The 15182-nt window shown below is 71.1% G+C and carries 13 protein-coding genes; 4 read left to right on the top strand and 9 right to left on the bottom strand.

Annotation, left to right across the window (positions count from 1 at the left end; translation table 11 throughout):
* Window positions 1–137: 137 nt before the first annotated feature.
* Genes ACIBVP_RS22740 through ngcE form a run of 3 tightly spaced genes read right to left on the bottom strand, consistent with a single transcriptional unit; the run spans window position 138 to window position 3447 of the window.
* The gene (locus ACIBVP_RS22740) at window positions 138–1055 is read right to left on the bottom strand and encodes a carbohydrate ABC transporter permease (RefSeq protein ID WP_396108244.1); all 918 of its coding nucleotides are present in this window, start codon (window positions 1053–1055) and stop codon (window positions 138–140) included.
* Complete coding sequence (locus tag ACIBVP_RS22735; RefSeq protein ID WP_396108243.1) at window positions 1052–2023, bottom strand: carbohydrate ABC transporter permease; 972 nt, start codon at window positions 2021–2023, stop codon at window positions 1052–1054. The genes ACIBVP_RS22740 and ACIBVP_RS22735 overlap by 4 nt, the downstream gene beginning before the upstream one ends.
* Window positions 2024–2025: 2 nt before the next feature.
* The gene (gene ngcE, locus ACIBVP_RS22730; RefSeq protein WP_396108242.1) at window positions 2026–3447 is read right to left on the bottom strand and encodes an N-acetylglucosamine/diacetylchitobiose ABC transporter substrate-binding protein; all 1422 of its coding nucleotides are present in this window, start codon (window positions 3445–3447) and stop codon (window positions 2026–2028) included.
* 224 nt (window positions 3448–3671) lie between these two features.
* Between ngcE and ACIBVP_RS22725 the strand changes: the two genes are divergently transcribed.
* From ACIBVP_RS22725 to ACIBVP_RS22715, 3 genes are all read left to right on the top strand, one after another.
* Window positions 3672–4847 (top strand): anhydro-N-acetylmuramic acid kinase, encoded by a 1176-nt coding sequence (locus tag ACIBVP_RS22725; RefSeq protein WP_396108570.1) that lies wholly within the window; start codon window positions 3672–3674, stop codon window positions 4845–4847.
* Window positions 4834–6462 carry a sodium:solute symporter gene (locus tag ACIBVP_RS22720; protein WP_396108241.1) on the top strand — a complete coding sequence of 543 codons (1629 nt, stop codon included), beginning with the start codon at window positions 4834–4836 and terminating at the stop codon, window positions 6460–6462. Before ACIBVP_RS22725 ends, ACIBVP_RS22720 begins: the two co-directional genes overlap by 14 nt.
* Window positions 6463–6577: 115 nt before the next feature.
* Entirely contained in the window at window positions 6578–6856 is a 279-nt protein-coding gene (locus ACIBVP_RS22715; protein WP_396108240.1) for a hypothetical protein, read from the top strand.
* On the opposite strand, the gene ACIBVP_RS22710 is transcribed toward ACIBVP_RS22715, so the two are convergent.
* Entirely contained in the window at window positions 6853–8145 is a 1293-nt protein-coding gene (locus ACIBVP_RS22710) for a hypothetical protein (protein ID WP_396108239.1), read from the bottom strand. The two genes, ACIBVP_RS22715 and ACIBVP_RS22710, sit on opposite strands and share 4 nt — an antisense overlap.
* A 25-nt stretch (window positions 8146–8170) precedes the next feature.
* Window positions 8171–9115 (bottom strand): GNAT family N-acetyltransferase, encoded by a 945-nt coding sequence (locus ACIBVP_RS22705; protein WP_396108238.1) that lies wholly within the window; start codon window positions 9113–9115, stop codon window positions 8171–8173.
* Between the two features lie 202 nt (window positions 9116–9317).
* On the opposite strand from ACIBVP_RS22705, the gene ACIBVP_RS22700 reads away from it, so the two are divergent.
* Complete coding sequence (locus ACIBVP_RS22700) at window positions 9318–9767, top strand: hypothetical protein (protein ID WP_396108237.1); 450 nt, start codon at window positions 9318–9320, stop codon at window positions 9765–9767.
* 50 nt (window positions 9768–9817) lie between these two features.
* Here the strand turns inward: ACIBVP_RS22700 and smc are convergent, their stop codons facing one another.
* From smc to ACIBVP_RS22680, 4 genes are all read right to left on the bottom strand, one after another.
* The gene (gene smc / locus ACIBVP_RS22695; RefSeq protein WP_396108236.1) at window positions 9818–13480 is read right to left on the bottom strand and encodes a chromosome segregation protein SMC; all 3663 of its coding nucleotides are present in this window, start codon (window positions 13478–13480) and stop codon (window positions 9818–9820) included.
* Window positions 13481–13589: 109 nt separating this feature from the next.
* Window positions 13590–14321, bottom strand: a complete 732-nt coding sequence (locus ACIBVP_RS22690; RefSeq protein WP_396108235.1) for an anti-sigma factor family protein — start codon at window positions 14319–14321, stop codon at window positions 13590–13592.
* A complete protein-coding gene (locus tag ACIBVP_RS22685; RefSeq protein ID WP_396108233.1) occupies window positions 14318–14836 on the bottom strand; it encodes a sigma-70 family RNA polymerase sigma factor in 519 nt (172 codons plus the stop codon). Before ACIBVP_RS22685 ends, ACIBVP_RS22690 begins: the two co-directional genes overlap by 4 nt.
* Before the next feature lie 49 nt (window positions 14837–14885).
* Complete coding sequence (locus tag ACIBVP_RS22680) at window positions 14886–15167, bottom strand: acylphosphatase (RefSeq protein ID WP_396108232.1); 282 nt, start codon at window positions 15165–15167, stop codon at window positions 14886–14888.
* Window positions 15168–15182 lie beyond the last annotated feature (15 nt).

The raw sequence follows: 15182 nt of genomic DNA, 5'->3' as shown, positions 1-15182 counted from the left end.
TGGTTGTGGTGTTTTTTTCCGCATTGGGGCCGGTCCCGGTTTTGCGGCGGCCCGGGGGGGGGGGGGGGCGGCGCGGGGGGGGCGCCCCCGGGGGGGGCGGGGGGGGGGGGCGCCCCCCCCCCCCCCCACCCGCTGAGCTACTTCAGCACCCCTGCCGTGAGACCCGCCTGCACCTGCTTCTGGAACAGGATGTACACGATCAGCACCGGCAGCAGCGCGATCACCAGACCGGCGAACAACGCCGTCCAGTCGCCGCGATAGCCCTGGCTGATCGCCAGCGACGCCAGGCCCTGCGCGAGGACCTTCTTCTCCGGGTCGTTCATCAGCACCACCGGCAGCACGTACTGGTTCCAGTGCCCCAGCACGTTGAACAGGCCGATGCTGATCAGCCCCGGCTTGGCCATCGGCAGCATCACCCGGAAGAACAGCCCGAAGTGCGAGCAGCCGTCCACGATGGCCGCCTCGGCGATCGACGTCGGCTGGGTGCGGAAGAACGCGGTCAGGAAGAACACCGTGAACGGCATCGAGAACGCCACGTACACCAGCGCCAGCGACACGAGGCTGTTCAGCCCGAGGAACTCGCCGATCCCGGGGATCGTCCCCAGGTTGCGCACCACGAAGAACAGCGGCACCAGCGCCAGGAACAGCGGGAAGATCATCCCGCCGACGAACGCGAAGTAGATCACCCGGTTGCCGGGGAAGGAGTACCGCGACAGCACGTAGGCCGCCATGGCGCCGAGCAGCATGGTGAGCGGCACCGAGATGACCACCACGATCACGCTGTTGACGAAGTACTGCCCGATGTTGGCGACCGTCCACGCACGCGCGAAGTTGTCGAACCTCGCCACCGCGGGCAGGCCCCACGGGTCGGACAGGAACTCCGTGTTCGTCTTGAACGACGACACGACCGCCCACAACAGCGGCAACACCGTGATCAGGCCCCAGAACAGCAGGAAACCGCCGTTCAGCAGGTTGAGGGCACCCGCGCCCGCCCCGCTGCCCGGGCGCCGGGGCGCCGGGGCGTCCGCGACCGGTCGTTCGACAGTCGTCGTCATGACAGCTCCACCCGTTCGCGCCGGGCCACCCGCAGGAACAGCACCGCGACGACCAGGGTCAGTACCAGCAGGACCACGCCCAGCGCGGAGGCCTGACCGAACCGGTAGTCGTTGAACGCGGTGCGGTACAACGCCACGCCGAGCACGTCGCCCGCGCGTGACGGGCCGCCCGCGATCCCCAGCATGATGTGGACGAACGCGAACGCGTCCATGGCCTGGATCGCCAGGTACACCCAGCCGACCTGCACGGTGTCCCACACCAGCGGCAGCGTCACGTGCCGGAAGGTGGTGTACTGGTTGGCCCCGTCGAGCAGCGCCGCCTCGTAGATGTCCTTGGGGATGGACTGCATCGCCGCCGAGAACAGCACCACGTAGAACCCGACGAACGACCAGATCATCACCAGCACGACGCACCAGAACGCGAAGTCCGGGTCACCGAGCCACGGGATGGCGAGCGAGTCGAGGCCGACCGCGCGCAGGAAGCCGTTGAGGATGCCACCCGCCTCGGTCGGGGCGAAGACGTACTTGAACAGCACGCCGACGATCGCCACCGACAGCACCTGCGGGAAGAAGTACACGACCTTGTAGATCCCGGACCCGCGCACGCCCTCGACGCCGGACTTGCCGCGCCGCCCCACGTTCAGCATCGACGCGAAGAACAGTCCCAACAGGACGGTCACCGCGGGCACGACGACCAGCAGGATGACGTTGTTCTTCAAGGCCACCAGGAACTGGGCGTCGTTGAACAGCTTCACGTAGTTGTCGAAGCCGACCCACTTCTGGTTCGCCGTCAGACCGGTCCAGTCCGTCAGCGAGATGTAGATCGCCTGCAGGTACGGGGACACCACGAACAACCCGTAGAGCCCCACCGGCACCAGCAGGAAGACCACGATGAACAGGTACTTGCCGTGCTGCAGGGCGGGCCCCGGTTTCGAGACCCGCCCGCGTACAGCCTGCTTCCGCGCCACCGCTAACGCGTGTACTTCGTGATGGAGTCGTCGTCGCGGACCGCCTTGGCCTCCGCCTCCATGCCCGCGCAGAACTCGTCGACCGACTTGCGGCCACCGAGCAGGTCACCCATCTGGGTGTTGATGCCCGGGTTCCACATCTTCCCGTACCAGGTGTTGTACATCCAGTTGACGACGTTGTCGCCGGCCGCGGTCAGCGCGGCGCTCGCCGACGTCAGGCCGACGGGCAGCTTGACGCCGTCCGCGGAGCCCTGCACGACCGAGAGGCTGGAGACCTGCTCGGTGAAGCCCTTCGCGCCCTCCTTGGAGAGCATGATCCGCATGTACTCCAGGCCACCGCGCGGGTTCTTCGCCTGCTTCGGCACGATGTAGGGCTCGCCCGGCGACGCGTGCAGCGCCTCGAACGGCAGCGCCGAGTCGTCGGACAGCAGCGGCTCCGGCGCGAACGCGATCTCGAAGCCCTCCGGCGTGGCGTCCTTCTGCTCGCTCTCCAGCCACGAGCCACACGGGACGAACGCCGCCTTGCCCGCGCTCCACGCGTTCTGGGCCTGGATGTGGTCCATGCCCTCGGTGCCGGACAGGAAGTACCCGGCCTGGCGCAGCCCGAGGAGCGCGTTGGCGGACTCCTTGATCGCCTCGTGCTGCCAGGCGCCTTCCTTCAGGTTGTCGACGTCCTTCAGGATGTCCGGGCCCGCGAGCTTGGCGGCCATGGTGAGCAGGGCCCACGTCATGTACCGGGAGTGGACGCCTGGGTAGGCCCACGGCGCGATGCCGGCGGCCTTGATGTCCTTCGACAGGTCCAGCATGTCCTGCCACGTCTTCGGCGCGGCCCAGCCCTTGTCGTCGAAGAGCGTCTTGTTGTACCAGAGGCCGAAGACGGTGAGCGCCATGTGCATGACGTAGGGCTTGTCACCGAACGTGCCCTGCTCGACGGCGCCGGGCACGAGGGTGTCGCGCACCTTCTTGGCGGGGTCGTCCCAGCTCGGGGCGTTGAAGAGGTCCGTGAGGTCGTACAGCTGGTCGTCGGACACCAGCTGGCCGAGGGGGATCTGCCCGTCACCGGAGTCGTTCACGAAGTCCGGCGGGTTGCCGCCGACGAAGCGGGACTGGAGCGCACCGGCGATGTCGACCTCGGCCTTGTGCTTGATCTCCGCGTCCGGGTACTTCTTCTTGTACATCGGCTCGTGGACGTCGGTGGCGTACTTGTCACCGAACCCGCCGTTGAAGATGTAGACCTCAAGGGGCTGGTCGGTCGGCACACCGAGCGGGTTGTCGGCGGACTTCTCGCCCTCGGTCTGTTCCTGACCGCCGCCGGAGGTGGCGCATCCGGCGAGGAACCCGGTCCCCGGCAGCACGAGCGCGCCGGTGGCGAGTGCCCCCCGCAGGAAGTTCCTCCTGCTCCAATCTGCCGAAAAACTGCTCATGCTCGCTCCTCGTGGTCATGGCGACGTTGCCGCTGGAGAACCCGCCCCCGACAGCAGGGTGACACATTATCGCCCTGGTCTATACCTTCGGCCGCCAAGACTCAACCATTCTGGACATCGATTTGGTCAAGAACTAACCTCACGTCTTGCGTGGTGCCGCGGTGTCCATTAGCCACAGACCCGTGACTTCGTGCCGGGTGATCGGACTGCTGTCCGGAACGTCCATGGACGGCGTGGACGTGGCCGTCGCCGAACTGCGGCTGGCTGGTGACACCGTCGAGCTGGTGCCCGTCGGGCACACCGAACTGCCGTATCCGGCCGAGCTGCGCACCGCGCTGCTCGGCGTGCTGCCGCCGAACGAGACCACCGCCGAGCAGGTCTGCAAGCTCGACACCGCCGTCGGCCAGGCATTCGCGGCGGCTGCCGGGCACGCGTTCGCCACGCTCGCGGACGGCCGCGCCGACCTCGTCGCGTCGCTCGGGCAGACGGTCTACCACTGGGTCGAGGGCGACCGCGCGCTCGGCACGCTGCAACTCGGCCAGCCCGCGTGGATCGCGGAGGCGACCGGCCTGCCCGTCGTGTCCGACCTGCGCGCCCGCGACATCGCCGCGGGCGGGCACGGCGCGCCACTCGCCGGTGTCCTCGACCAGCTGTGGCTGCGCGACGGCACGGAAACCCAGGCGGCGCTGAACATCGGCGGGATCGCCAACATCACCGTCGTGGCGCCCGGCAAGCCCGCGCTCGCGTTCGACACCGGCCCCGGCAACGCGTTGCTCGACGCGGCCGCGCGGATGATCTCGGGCGGCGTGTGGCACCAGGACGTCGACGGCGACCTCGCCGCGCAGGGCTCGGTCGTGCCCGAGTTGCTGGACGTCCTGCGCGCCGACCCGTACTACGCGCTCGCCCCGCCGAAGTCCACCGGCAAGGAGCACTTCCACGAAGGGCACCTCACCTCGGCGCTCGAGAAGGTCGGCCACGTCGCGGGCGACGACCTGCTGGCCACGCTCGTGGAGCTGACCGCGACCACCGTCGCCGACGCGTGCGCCGCGCACGGCGTGACCAGGGTGGTCGCGTCCGGTGGCGGCGTGCGCAACCCGACGCTGATGGCGGCGCTCCGTCGGCGGCTCGACCCGGCCACGCTCGTCACGAGCGACACGCTCGGCCTGCCGTCCGAGGCCAAGGAGGCCTACCTGACGGCGCTGCTCGGCTTCCTGACCTGGGCGGGTTCGCCCGCCGACACGACCGGCACCACGGGTGCCCGCGGCGCCCGGCTGCTCGGCACCCTCACCCCGGGCAGCGGCCCGCTGCGGCTGCCCGCACCCGCGACAACCCAGGTCACGCGCCTGCGCGTGCGTGACAACGTGACCGAGAAGGTGGGAGAGACCCATGCGCGCGCTTGACGTCGCGATCATCGTGATCTTCCTGATCGGGATGCCGCTGCTCGGCGTCCTGATCGGCGGGCGGCAGAAGTCGTCGACCGACTACTTCGTCAGCGAGAAGAAGATCTCGTGGTGGGTCGTGTGCCTGTCGGTGGTGTCGGCGGAGACATCGACGCTGACCGTGCTGTCGGTGCCGGTGGTGGCCTACCTGGCGCCACCCGCGGCCGGTGGCATGACGTACCTGACGCTCGCGCTCGGCTACATCGTCGGGCGGATCGTGGTGTCGTTCGTGCTGCTGCCGCGGTACGTCGCCGGGGACCTGGTGACGGCCTACGCGTTCCTGGGCAAGCGGTACGGCAACGGCATGCGCGCGACCGCGTCGGTGACGTTCCAGTTCACGCGGCTGCTCGCGGACGGCATCCGGCTGTTCGCCACCGCCATCCCGATCAAGGTGGTGCTCGCCGCGTACGGCGTACACGCCTCGTACTGGGCGATCGTGATCGTGCTGGGCATCGCGATGGTGTTCTACACGTTCGTCGGCGGTGTCCGCGCGGTCGTGTGGGTCGACGCGATCCAGATGCTCTGGTACGTCCTCGGCGGCATCATCGTGGTCGTCGCGCTGGCGAACGCGTTGCCGTCCGGGTGGTTCGGCGACGCCGTCGCCGCGTCGAAGTTCCAGCTGTTCGACTTCAGCTCCGACCCGCTGACCGGTGGTTTCCCGTTCCTGGCCGCCTTCTTCGGTGGCGCGCTGCTGGCCATGGCGTCCCACGGCGTCGACCAGCTGATCGTGCAGCGGCTCATGTCGACCCGCGACGTGCGCGCGGCGCAGAAGGCGCTGGTCGCGAGCGGCGTCGTGGTGTTCCTGCAGTTCGCGTTCTTCCTGTTCATCGGCGTGATGATGTGGGCGTTCTACGCCGCGGCGGTGCCGACGGACCCGACGGCCGACGGCGGTCTCGGGCTGGGCAACAAGGACGAGCTGTTCGCGAACTTCATCGTGACCGAGCTGCCGTCCGGCCTCTCGGGCTTCGTGATCGCGGGCATCCTGGCGGCCGCGCTGTCCTCGTCGCTGGGCGCGCTGGCGTCGGCGACCGTGACCGACGTGTACGAGCGGATCTCCCGCCGGACGCTGTCCGACACCGACCGGTTGCGGCTCGGCCGGATCTGGACCGTCGTGTGGGCGGGCCTGCTGATCGTGTGCGCCGGGCTGTTCGCGACGGCCAACCGGACCACGGCCGACCCGATCGTCGTGCAGGCGCTCGGTATCACCGGCTACACGTACGGCGCGCTGCTCGGCGCGTTCCTGCTGGGGCTGATCGTCAAGCGGGCCAGGCAGTTCGACGGACTGGTCGCGTTCATCGTGACGGTCGCGGTGATGACGTTCGTGATCCTCGGCGTGAAGTTCGTCGGCCCGTCGGCCGCGGCCGACCCCGTGGCGAACGGGTACGCGGAGTGGACGTCGATCCGCGTCGACTTCTCGGCCGCCGTGCCCGCGGAGGGCGTGCGGACGCTGACCAGCTGGTGGTACACCCCGCTCGGCGTCATCGTGACGCTGGTGGTCGGCGGCCTGCTGTCGCTGCGCCACCCGCGACGGCCGGAACCGGACACCGAGGAGGCCGCCGCCGCGAAAGCCGCCTGATCGCCGGTACGTTCGGCGCACGGGGTGCTGGACGGGTCACCTGCTGCGCGGCGACGGCTGGCTCGTCGGCGGCAGCGGGTTCGCCGACACCCTCCGCGCGCGGGAACCGCACCCGGTGCAGGTGGAAGGACTCGTCAACGCGGGACTGGTCATCGACATGGACCGCGAGGCGATGGGTTACTGGACGCCGGACCGGGTGCCCGCGCGGCTGGTCGCGGACATCCAGAGCGCCTGGCCGGGCTGGGAGGTGCGACGGCTGCGGTACGGCCTGGCCGAGCACCTCGCCGTGACCGGCCGCCGCGACGACGACCTGCTGGTCGCCCACGAGAGGGCCGCCCCCGAATGGGACGCCGCGCGCCGCGCTCTCCAACCCGACCCACGTCTGGTGCGCTAGGTCGCCGAGCGGGCCTTGTGCGCGGCGGTGCGGGCGGCCTTCGCGACCTGCTTGTCCGGGTGGTGGTTGCCGACGAGGGTGAGGACCTCGTAGGTCTCCGGGTGCGGCAGGCGCCACGCGGCCGTCAGGACCTCCTCTTCCCGCCCGGGCGGGACGACCGACCCCCACAGCTCCTCGACCGCGTGCTCGTCGTAGGCGCCGAGCTGGTCGGCGGTCGCGGCGAGCAGGTCGATCGCCAGCCACGCGATGTCCGCCGGTGCCGGGCCACGTGCCAGCGCGACCAGGGCGTACGGGCGCAGCACGTCGTTGTCCAGCACCGACTCCCACGGCGTGTCCGGCACCTCGCCCAGCACGGTCATCGCGTGCACGCGGGCCTCCGGCTGGGCGTCGGCGGCCGCGGCGAGCAGGTCGGCCGCGTTGTGCCGGGCCAGCCACTCGGACGTCAGGCCGGCGAGTTCCACCTCGGTGAGGCCGCCGACCGCGGACAGGAGGTCGGCCGCCGTCATGTCCTGCAGCGCGGGCAGGAGCGGGATCTCGATGCCGCCCTCGACCAGTTCCTCCCGCATCGCGAGCAGGCCGAGCGGGGTCAGGCGGACCACGTCGTCGTCGACGGCGATCGCGCCGTGTCCGGTCAGGCGGGTCAGCAGCACGTCGACCGGGTCACCATGGGCCGCGAGCCACGCGTCCCACGCCGTGTCGTCCTCCGCGTGCTCGGTCGCGATCTCCGCCGCCATAGCACGCAGGTCGGCGAGCGGCACGCCCGCGGAGCGGGTGAGGAACAGCGGCAGCACCAGCGAGCCCAGCCCGTCGAACTCGAGGTTCTCCTCGCCCGCCAGCTCGGCGTCGATCTCCACGCTCGCCAGCGTCTGTGTGAACGCGGCCGTCCACGTGCCGACGTCCTCGGCGTCGTCGCCGGTCGGCCACAGGTCCGGGTTCGCGTCGGCTTCGCCGTCGTGCTCGGACAGCACGACCAGGTCGGTCGCGAGCGCCACCTCCCAGCACAGCAACAGCTCCGCCGGGCCGACACCGAGCAGCTCGGCGGCCTCGGCCGCGTCCGCCTCGGTCAGGTCACCCTCGTCGGTGACCTTCCGCCGCTCCCCCACCCACGCGGTGAGCGCGCCGACACGCCGCAGCAGCCCGCTCTCCCGCGCGGCCGCGGCAAGCTCGGCGATCGGGGGCACCCGCAGCGCGGGCAGCTGTTCCGGCAGGCCGAGCAGCTCGGCGAGGTTCTCGAGGTCCTCGAGGTCGCCGAGGTCATCGAGGTCGAGGTCGTCCGGGTCGACGGTCATGGGCACAACCTAGTGCCGGGCCGGGTCAGGACGCTGGTCGGTGTGCGACGGCCGCCGCCAGGTCTGCCTGGTAGCTGACGAGTTCCTCGCTCAGCACGAAGCCCAGCTTGGTGAACATGCGCTCCGACGGGTCGTTCCCGGCCCGGATCAGCGCCGCCGCCCGGTCGCGGACCCCGTCGCGGGCGGCGAGCTCGCCGAGCAGCCGCCGCACCAGCGACCGGCCGACCCCGCACGACCGCGCGTCCTCGGTCACGCCGACGACGTCGACGTAGTACTCCTCCGCCTGCGTGTACCCGCCCGCGTACCCGAGCAGCCCGTTCTCCCCCACCAGCACGACCACCGAGTGCCGTTCCCCGGCGACGAGCTGGGCGCCGGTGGTCGGCGCGCCGGGGAAGCACCGGTCGTGGAGCTGGGCGACGGCGGCCCGGACCGCCGGTTCGGGCGGCAGCGGGACGACGCGGTCGTCGGGGCTGTGGCGGACGAGGAGGCTGCGCAGTGGCGCGGCGGTGAGGGTGAAGCAGCGGGTGGTCATGCGGGCGGCGATCCCGTGGCGGCCCGCGAAGTCGGCGAGCAGCCGGTTCTCGCGGTGACCGAACAGTTCGAGGGTGCGCACGCCCGCGAGCGCGGGTAGCCGGTGCGCGTGGGTGAGCATCGCGTCGGCGGTGGCCTGCCACAGGTTGCCCGCGGCCGGGTGGTTGGCGGGCACGTCCACGTACGGGCCGTACAGGTAGGCACGCCGTTGCCCGGTGTCGACCTCGACGGTCAGGGTGCCGCGCAGGCGACCGCCCTGGTCGACGGCGACGACGGCGCAGTCGGGCCATCGGGGCTCGATCTCCGCCAGCTCTTCCGCCACCTCCCGCGCGGTCTCGCCGTGGAAGGCGATCCGGTGCGCCGGGTCCTGCTGGAGTCGCGCGACCAGTGCGATCACGGCCTCCAGATCGACCGGGGTCGCGGTACGAACGTCATACATGTCCGAAATCCTTGACCGCCGCACCCACTCCGCGCTAACGCATTTCTGCCCACTTGGGCGGCACCCGGTGACCGACCGGGCACAACTGTCCAGTTGATGCCCATCCGTTACGTCGCCTGGCGAAAGTTGATCCATACTGGCTCGTCGTCATCGTCCACGCTGGACGGTCCCCACTATCTCGATCGAAAGACCGGTGTTACTGATGGCTGAGTTCGATGTCAAGCGGGTTTCGACCCTGGAATGGGCGGGCATCGGTGCCGGCCTCGCAGCGTTCATCTTCAGCTTCCTCCCCTGGGCCTCGGTGGACCTCGGGGACGACGGCATGCTTGGCGCGATGGGCATCGACACGTCCGTGAGCGCCTGGGGCGCGGCGTTCCTGGGCTGGTTCCCCATCCTGCTGCTCATGGCGGCCGGCGTCGTCGTCTTCCTCCCGCACGTCGGTGTCGAGGTCCCGAGGCAGACGCTGTCCTGGCTCATCCTCTCCGGCGTCGCCACGCTGCTGATCCTCCTGAGGCTGCTCACGCTCGGCCAGTTCGTCTCGCCGGGTTTCGGGCTGTTCCTCGGCCTGATCGCCGCGATCGTGTCCGGTGTGGCCGCCTTGCTCGTCTACCGCGCAGAACCGAAGCCCGCCGCGGGCCCGGCCACCGCCTGACACGGCAACACGAAACGCCCCCTCCGAGCCAGGACGGGGGCGTTTCGCTGTCAGCTCTGGGGCGCCGGTTCCGGTGCCAGTGCCCGCTCGGGCTCGCCGGGAGGCTGGGGGGCGCTCCCCCGAGGTTTCGGGTTGTCCTCGCCGTGCATGCGCTGCGAGATCACCTGGGTGATGCCGTCACCGCGCATGCTGACGCCGTACAGGGCGTCGGCGATGTCCATGGTCGGCTTCTGGTGGGTGATGATGATCAGCTGCGAGTTGTGCCGGAGCTCCTGCAGCAGACCGATCAACCGGCGCATGTTCGCGTCGTCGAGCGCCGCCTCCACCTCGTCCATCACGTAGAACGGCGAGGGGCGGGCGCGGAAGATCGCGACCAGCATGCCGACGGCCACGAGCGACTTCTCGCCACCGGACAGCAGCGACAGCCGCTTGATCTTCTTGCCGGGCGGGCGGGCCTCGACGTCGACGCCGGTGGTCAGCATGTCCTCCGGCTCGGTGAGGATCATGCGGCCCTCGCCGCCGGGGAACAGCGTCGAGAAGACGGTCTCGAACTCGCGGGCCACGTCGTGGTACGCGGACGTGAACACCTCGAGGATCTTGTCGTCGACCTCCTTGACGACGGTCAGCAGGTCACGCCGGGTGGCCTTCAGGTCCTCCAGCTGCGTGGACAGGAACTTGTAGCGCTCCTCCAGCGCCGCGAACTCCTCCAGCGCGAGCGGGTTCACCTTGCCCAGCAGCGTGAGGTCGCGCTCGGCGCGCTTGGCCCGCCGCTCCTGCGCCGCACGCTGGTACGGGATCGGCTGCGGCTCGCTGACGGTCTCGCCCGCCTCCTTCGCCGCCTCGTACTCGGCGATCTCGGCGGGTGACGGCGGCACCGGCACGTCCGGGCCGTACTCGGCGACCAGGTCGTCGAGGCCGATGCCGAAGCTCTCCGCGATCTTCGTCTCGAGCTGTTCGAGGCGCATCCGCTGCTCGGCACGCAGCACCTCGTCGCGGTGCACGGCGTCGGTCAGCTTCTCCAGCTCGGTCGACAGCTCACGGACCCGGTTGCGGACCTCCTGCAGCACCCGTTCGCGGTCGTACCGCTCGGCCTGCACGGTGTCCCGCTCGCGGGCGGCGGCCTGCAGCGACTGCGCGATCCGCTCCAGCGCCAGCTCACCGTTCTCCACGACCGCGCGTGCCACAGCGGCACCGTGGGCCCGCTGTGCCATGGCGCGCCGCGCGCGTTCGCGGGCCTCCCGTTCGGCACGCGCGGCCCGCCGCAGCTCCTCGGCCTTGCCGTAGAGCGCCCGGTGCCGCTCCTCCGCGGTACGCAGGGACAGGCGCGCGTCCATCTCCTGCTGGCGGGCGGTGGCCAGCGCGGCCGACGCCTCGTCGCGTTCGGCGGTGTCGGGCTCGTCCTCCAGCACGGTCTCGTCCTCGGCGACGGCCAGGCGCTCCTCCAGCTCGGCGAGCTTGAGCAGCGCCTCCTCCCGCGCCTGCTCGACCTTGGCCCGCTGGTTCTGCACGCGCTCGGCCTCGGCCTGCGCGGACCGGACCGCGGAGCGCAGGCTCGACAGCCGCTCGGCGGACCGGGCGGCGCGGACCTTCGCCTCGTTCCTGGCCTCCGCGGAGGCCTGCGCCTCCTGCATGCGGGTCGTCGCCTCGGCGCGGGCACCGGCCAGCGCGGCGGACGCCCGTTCCGCGGCGGCCTCGGCGGCGGCGAGCTTCTCGTTGGCCTCGTCGACCGCGGCCTGCACCTCGATCACGCTCTGCGTGGACGTGGTGCCGCCGACCGCCCAGTGCGCCCCGAGCACGTCGCCGTCGTGCGTGACGGCCCGGACCGACGGGTGCGCGTCGACGATCAGCCGCGCGATCGGCAACGACTCCACGACCACGACCCGGTCGAGCGCCTTCGCGACCGCGGGCCGCAGCGCCTCGGGCGCACGCACCAGGTCGACCGCCCAGCGGGCGCCGTGCGGGAGGGAAGGCCAGCCGGACCGGTCGTGCTCGCCGTACCCACCGACCACGATGCCCGCGCGGCCCGCGTCGGAGCCACGCAGCAGTTCGAGCGCGGCGACGGCGTCGTCGCCGGTCGCGACGGCCACCGCGTCCGCGACCGGTCCCAGCGCGGCGGCCAGCGCGGCCTCGGCACCCGGCTCGACGGTCAGCAGCGCGGCCACCGACCCCAGCAGGCCGGGCAGGCGGTCCCCGGCGGCGAGCAGCACACCCGCGCCGTCCTTGCGGTTCAGGCCCATCGACAGCGCGTCGACGCGTGCCTTCCACGACGCGATGTCCTTCTCGGCGGTGCGCTCGGCCCGCACCAGCTCCTCGACCCGGGCCTGCGCCGCCTTCTGCGCCTCGACGGCACGCTGGTGGCGGTCGGCGAGACCGGCGTCACCGGAGTCCTCGATGCCGGTCTCCTCCTGCGCCTCGGCCAGCTCGACGGCGGCCAGCTCGGCGCGCTCGGTGGCCTCGGCGAGCGCGGTGGACAGCCGCTCGATCTCCTCGGCGGTGGCGTTGGTCTTGCTGCGCAGCGCCTCCACCTGGCCCGCGAGGCGCGCGAGGCCCTCGCGGCGGTCGGCGACCGCCCGGACGGCGGCCATGTGGGCCTTCTCGGCGGCGCGGACCTGCTCCTCCAGCTCGGCGCGCCGCTCGGCGGTCTCGCCGAGCATGCCCCTGGCGACCTCGACGTGTTCACCCAGCTCGGCCTCGCGGATGGCCGTCTCCTCGGCCTCCGCCTCCAGCTCCTCGGGGTCCGGGCCGCTGGCGGACAGGTCGACGACGGACGACAGGTGCCGTTCCCGCTCGACCGCGAGCCGCACGGTGCCGCGCAGCCGCTCCTCCAGCGCCGAGAGCCGGTACCAGGTGTCCTGTGCGGCGGCGAGGCGTGGCGCGTCGGCCGCGAGCTGGTCCTCCAGCGCCGTCTGCTTCGCGTCGGCCACTTCCAGCAGCTGCTCGACCTCGTGGCGGCGGGCACGGGCGACGGCCTCGTCCGCCTCCTCCTTCGCGATCTCCGAGCGCTGCGTGACCAGGTCGTCCGCGTGCAGGCGCAGGCGGGCGTCCCGCAGGTCGGCCTGCACGGTCTGGGCCTTGCGGGCGATCTCGGCCTGCTTGCCGAGCGGCTTGAGCTGGCGGCGCAGCTCGGCGGTCAGGTCGGTGAGCCGGGTGAGGTTGGCCTGCATCGCGTCGAGCTTCCGCAGCGCCTTCTCCTTGCGCTTGCGGTGCTTCAGGACGCCGGCGGCCTCCTCGATGAACGCCCGGCGCTCCTCCGGCTTCGACTCGAGGATCTGCGACAGCTGGCCCTGACCGACGATGACGTGCATCTCCCGGCCGATACCGGAGTCGGAGAGCAGCTCCTGGATGTCCATCAACCGGCAGGAGTTGCCGTTGATCTCGTACTCGCTCGCGCCGTCGCGGAACATGCGGCGGGTGATCGACACCTCGGTGTACTCGATCGGCAGCGCGCCGTCGGAGTTGTCGATGGTCAGGCTGACCTCGGCGCGGCCGAGCGGGGCACGGCCCGCGGTGCCGGCGAAGATGACGTCCTCCATCTTTCCGCCGCGCAGGTCCTTGGCCCCCTGGGTGCCCATGACCCAGCGCAGCGCGTCGAGCACGTTGGACTTGCCGGAGCCGTTCGGGCCGACGACACACGTGATCCCGGGTTCGAAACGCAGCGTGGTCGCCGAGGCGAACGACTTGAAGCCCTTGAGCGTGAGGCTCTTCAAATGCACGAGACTCTGGACCTCTCAGGTAGCCATTAGTGGCTGCTCTATCCGTCCGAGGGTACCCGTGGGGCGATCGAGTACGTGGGAGGTGGCACGGGGTCACTCACGCGGTCGCTCACCGGCCGGGTGCCTGGATGGTCGCGACGACCGTCTCCTTGTCGTCGAGCAGGTACTCGAGTTTCGCGATCTTGCCGCGTGGGATGGACGTGCTCGCGGGGATCTCCGCTTCCGGGTCGTGGTCGGTGCCCCACCACCCGGCGACCTCGAACTTGCCGTAGTGGTCGTACACCTTCAGATAGCACTGTCTACCTGGGGGGAGGCCGTGGATCTCGGACTGGATCTCGGTGCCCCACTCGTGCTCGACGAGCCGCGCCTGCACACTCGTCGCGCCCGCCTCGACACTCCACGTGACGCCCTCGGCGGGTGGCGGCTGCCGCAGCGCGCCCCACCCGAAGACGCCGGCGACCGCGAGCACCACGACCGCGGCGGCCGCCGCGGCAACCCGCCAGTACCGGCTCGGCCGCCTCTGCTTCGGCGTGTCCGACAGCTCCCGCACCGGCGTGTCGAGCGGGTCGAGCGGCTCGGGGAGCCGAGGCACCGGCACGGGCTCGGTAACCGGCTGGGCCTGGGTGACCACCGGCGCGCCCGCCACGGCGGTCGGCGGCAGGTCGTCCGCGAAGTCCTCCGGCGTGATCTGGTTCAGCAGGCCGGGCAGCGGCGAGAGGCGGACCAGCTCGGTGCGGCAGAGGTCGCAGTAGGAGAGGTGCGACTCGAACGCCGAGCGCTCGGCCGGTTCGAGGGCGCCGAGCAGGTAGACGCCCAAGGTCATCGTGTGCGGGCAGGTCACGGCTCGGTCACCCCCCTCTCCTCCAGAGCGTCGCGCAGCGCGCGCAACGCGTAGAACGAACGCGATTTCACGGTGCCGGGCGGCACGCCGAGGACCTTCGCGGTCTCGGCGATGGTCCGCCTGCGGTAGAACAGCTCGCCGATCACCGTGCGGTGGTCGGCGGACAGCGCCCGCATGGCCTCGGCCACCTGCCAGCCCTGCAGCACGCGGTCGAAGTCGTCGGTGGGGCGTGGCCAGTCCCGTTCCAGGATCGGCACCTCGTCCACCCGTGCGCTCTGCCTGCGGTAACCGGAGACGACGAGGTTGCGCGCGACCGTGTAGAGCCACGGCCCCGCGTGCTCGGGGTTCAGCGTGTCGCTGTTGCGCCACGCGCGGAGCAGCGTCTCCTGCACGACGTCCTCGGCGTACTGGTGGTCGCCACCGACCGCGCGCAGGACATAGCCGTAGAGCGGCCGGCGGTAGCGGCTGTAGAGCTCGCGGATGAGCTCGTCTTCCTGGTCCGGGGTGTTCCCCACGCACCAGTCATACGCGAAGCCGGGCGGAAGGGTTCAGGCAGGCGGTGGTCTACCGCTCCGCGAAGCCGGTCACGTTTCCCTTGGCCGCGGACCACCGTTCGACGACGAGGTCGACGTGACCGGGGGTCGTGCCACCCCGGAGCAGCTCCAGCAGGCGCTCGCAGTCGCCCTTCGGGCCCTCGGCGACCACCTCGACGCGGCCGTCGGACAGGTTGCTCGCCCACCCGCGCAGCCCCAGCTCGGAGGCGCGGCTGCGGGTCCACCAGCGGAAACCGACCCCTTGCACCCGGCCGTGTACCCAGGCCGTCATCCGGACTCGTTCGTCAACCACGGAAAGTGAGTTTCC

The sequence above is a fragment of the Actinophytocola sp. NPDC049390 genome (genome assembly GCF_044466355.1).
In the GTDB taxonomy this organism is placed as follows: domain Bacteria; phylum Actinomycetota; class Actinomycetes; order Mycobacteriales; family Pseudonocardiaceae; genus Actinophytocola.
This window is presented reverse-complemented; position numbering and strand designations above follow the sequence as displayed.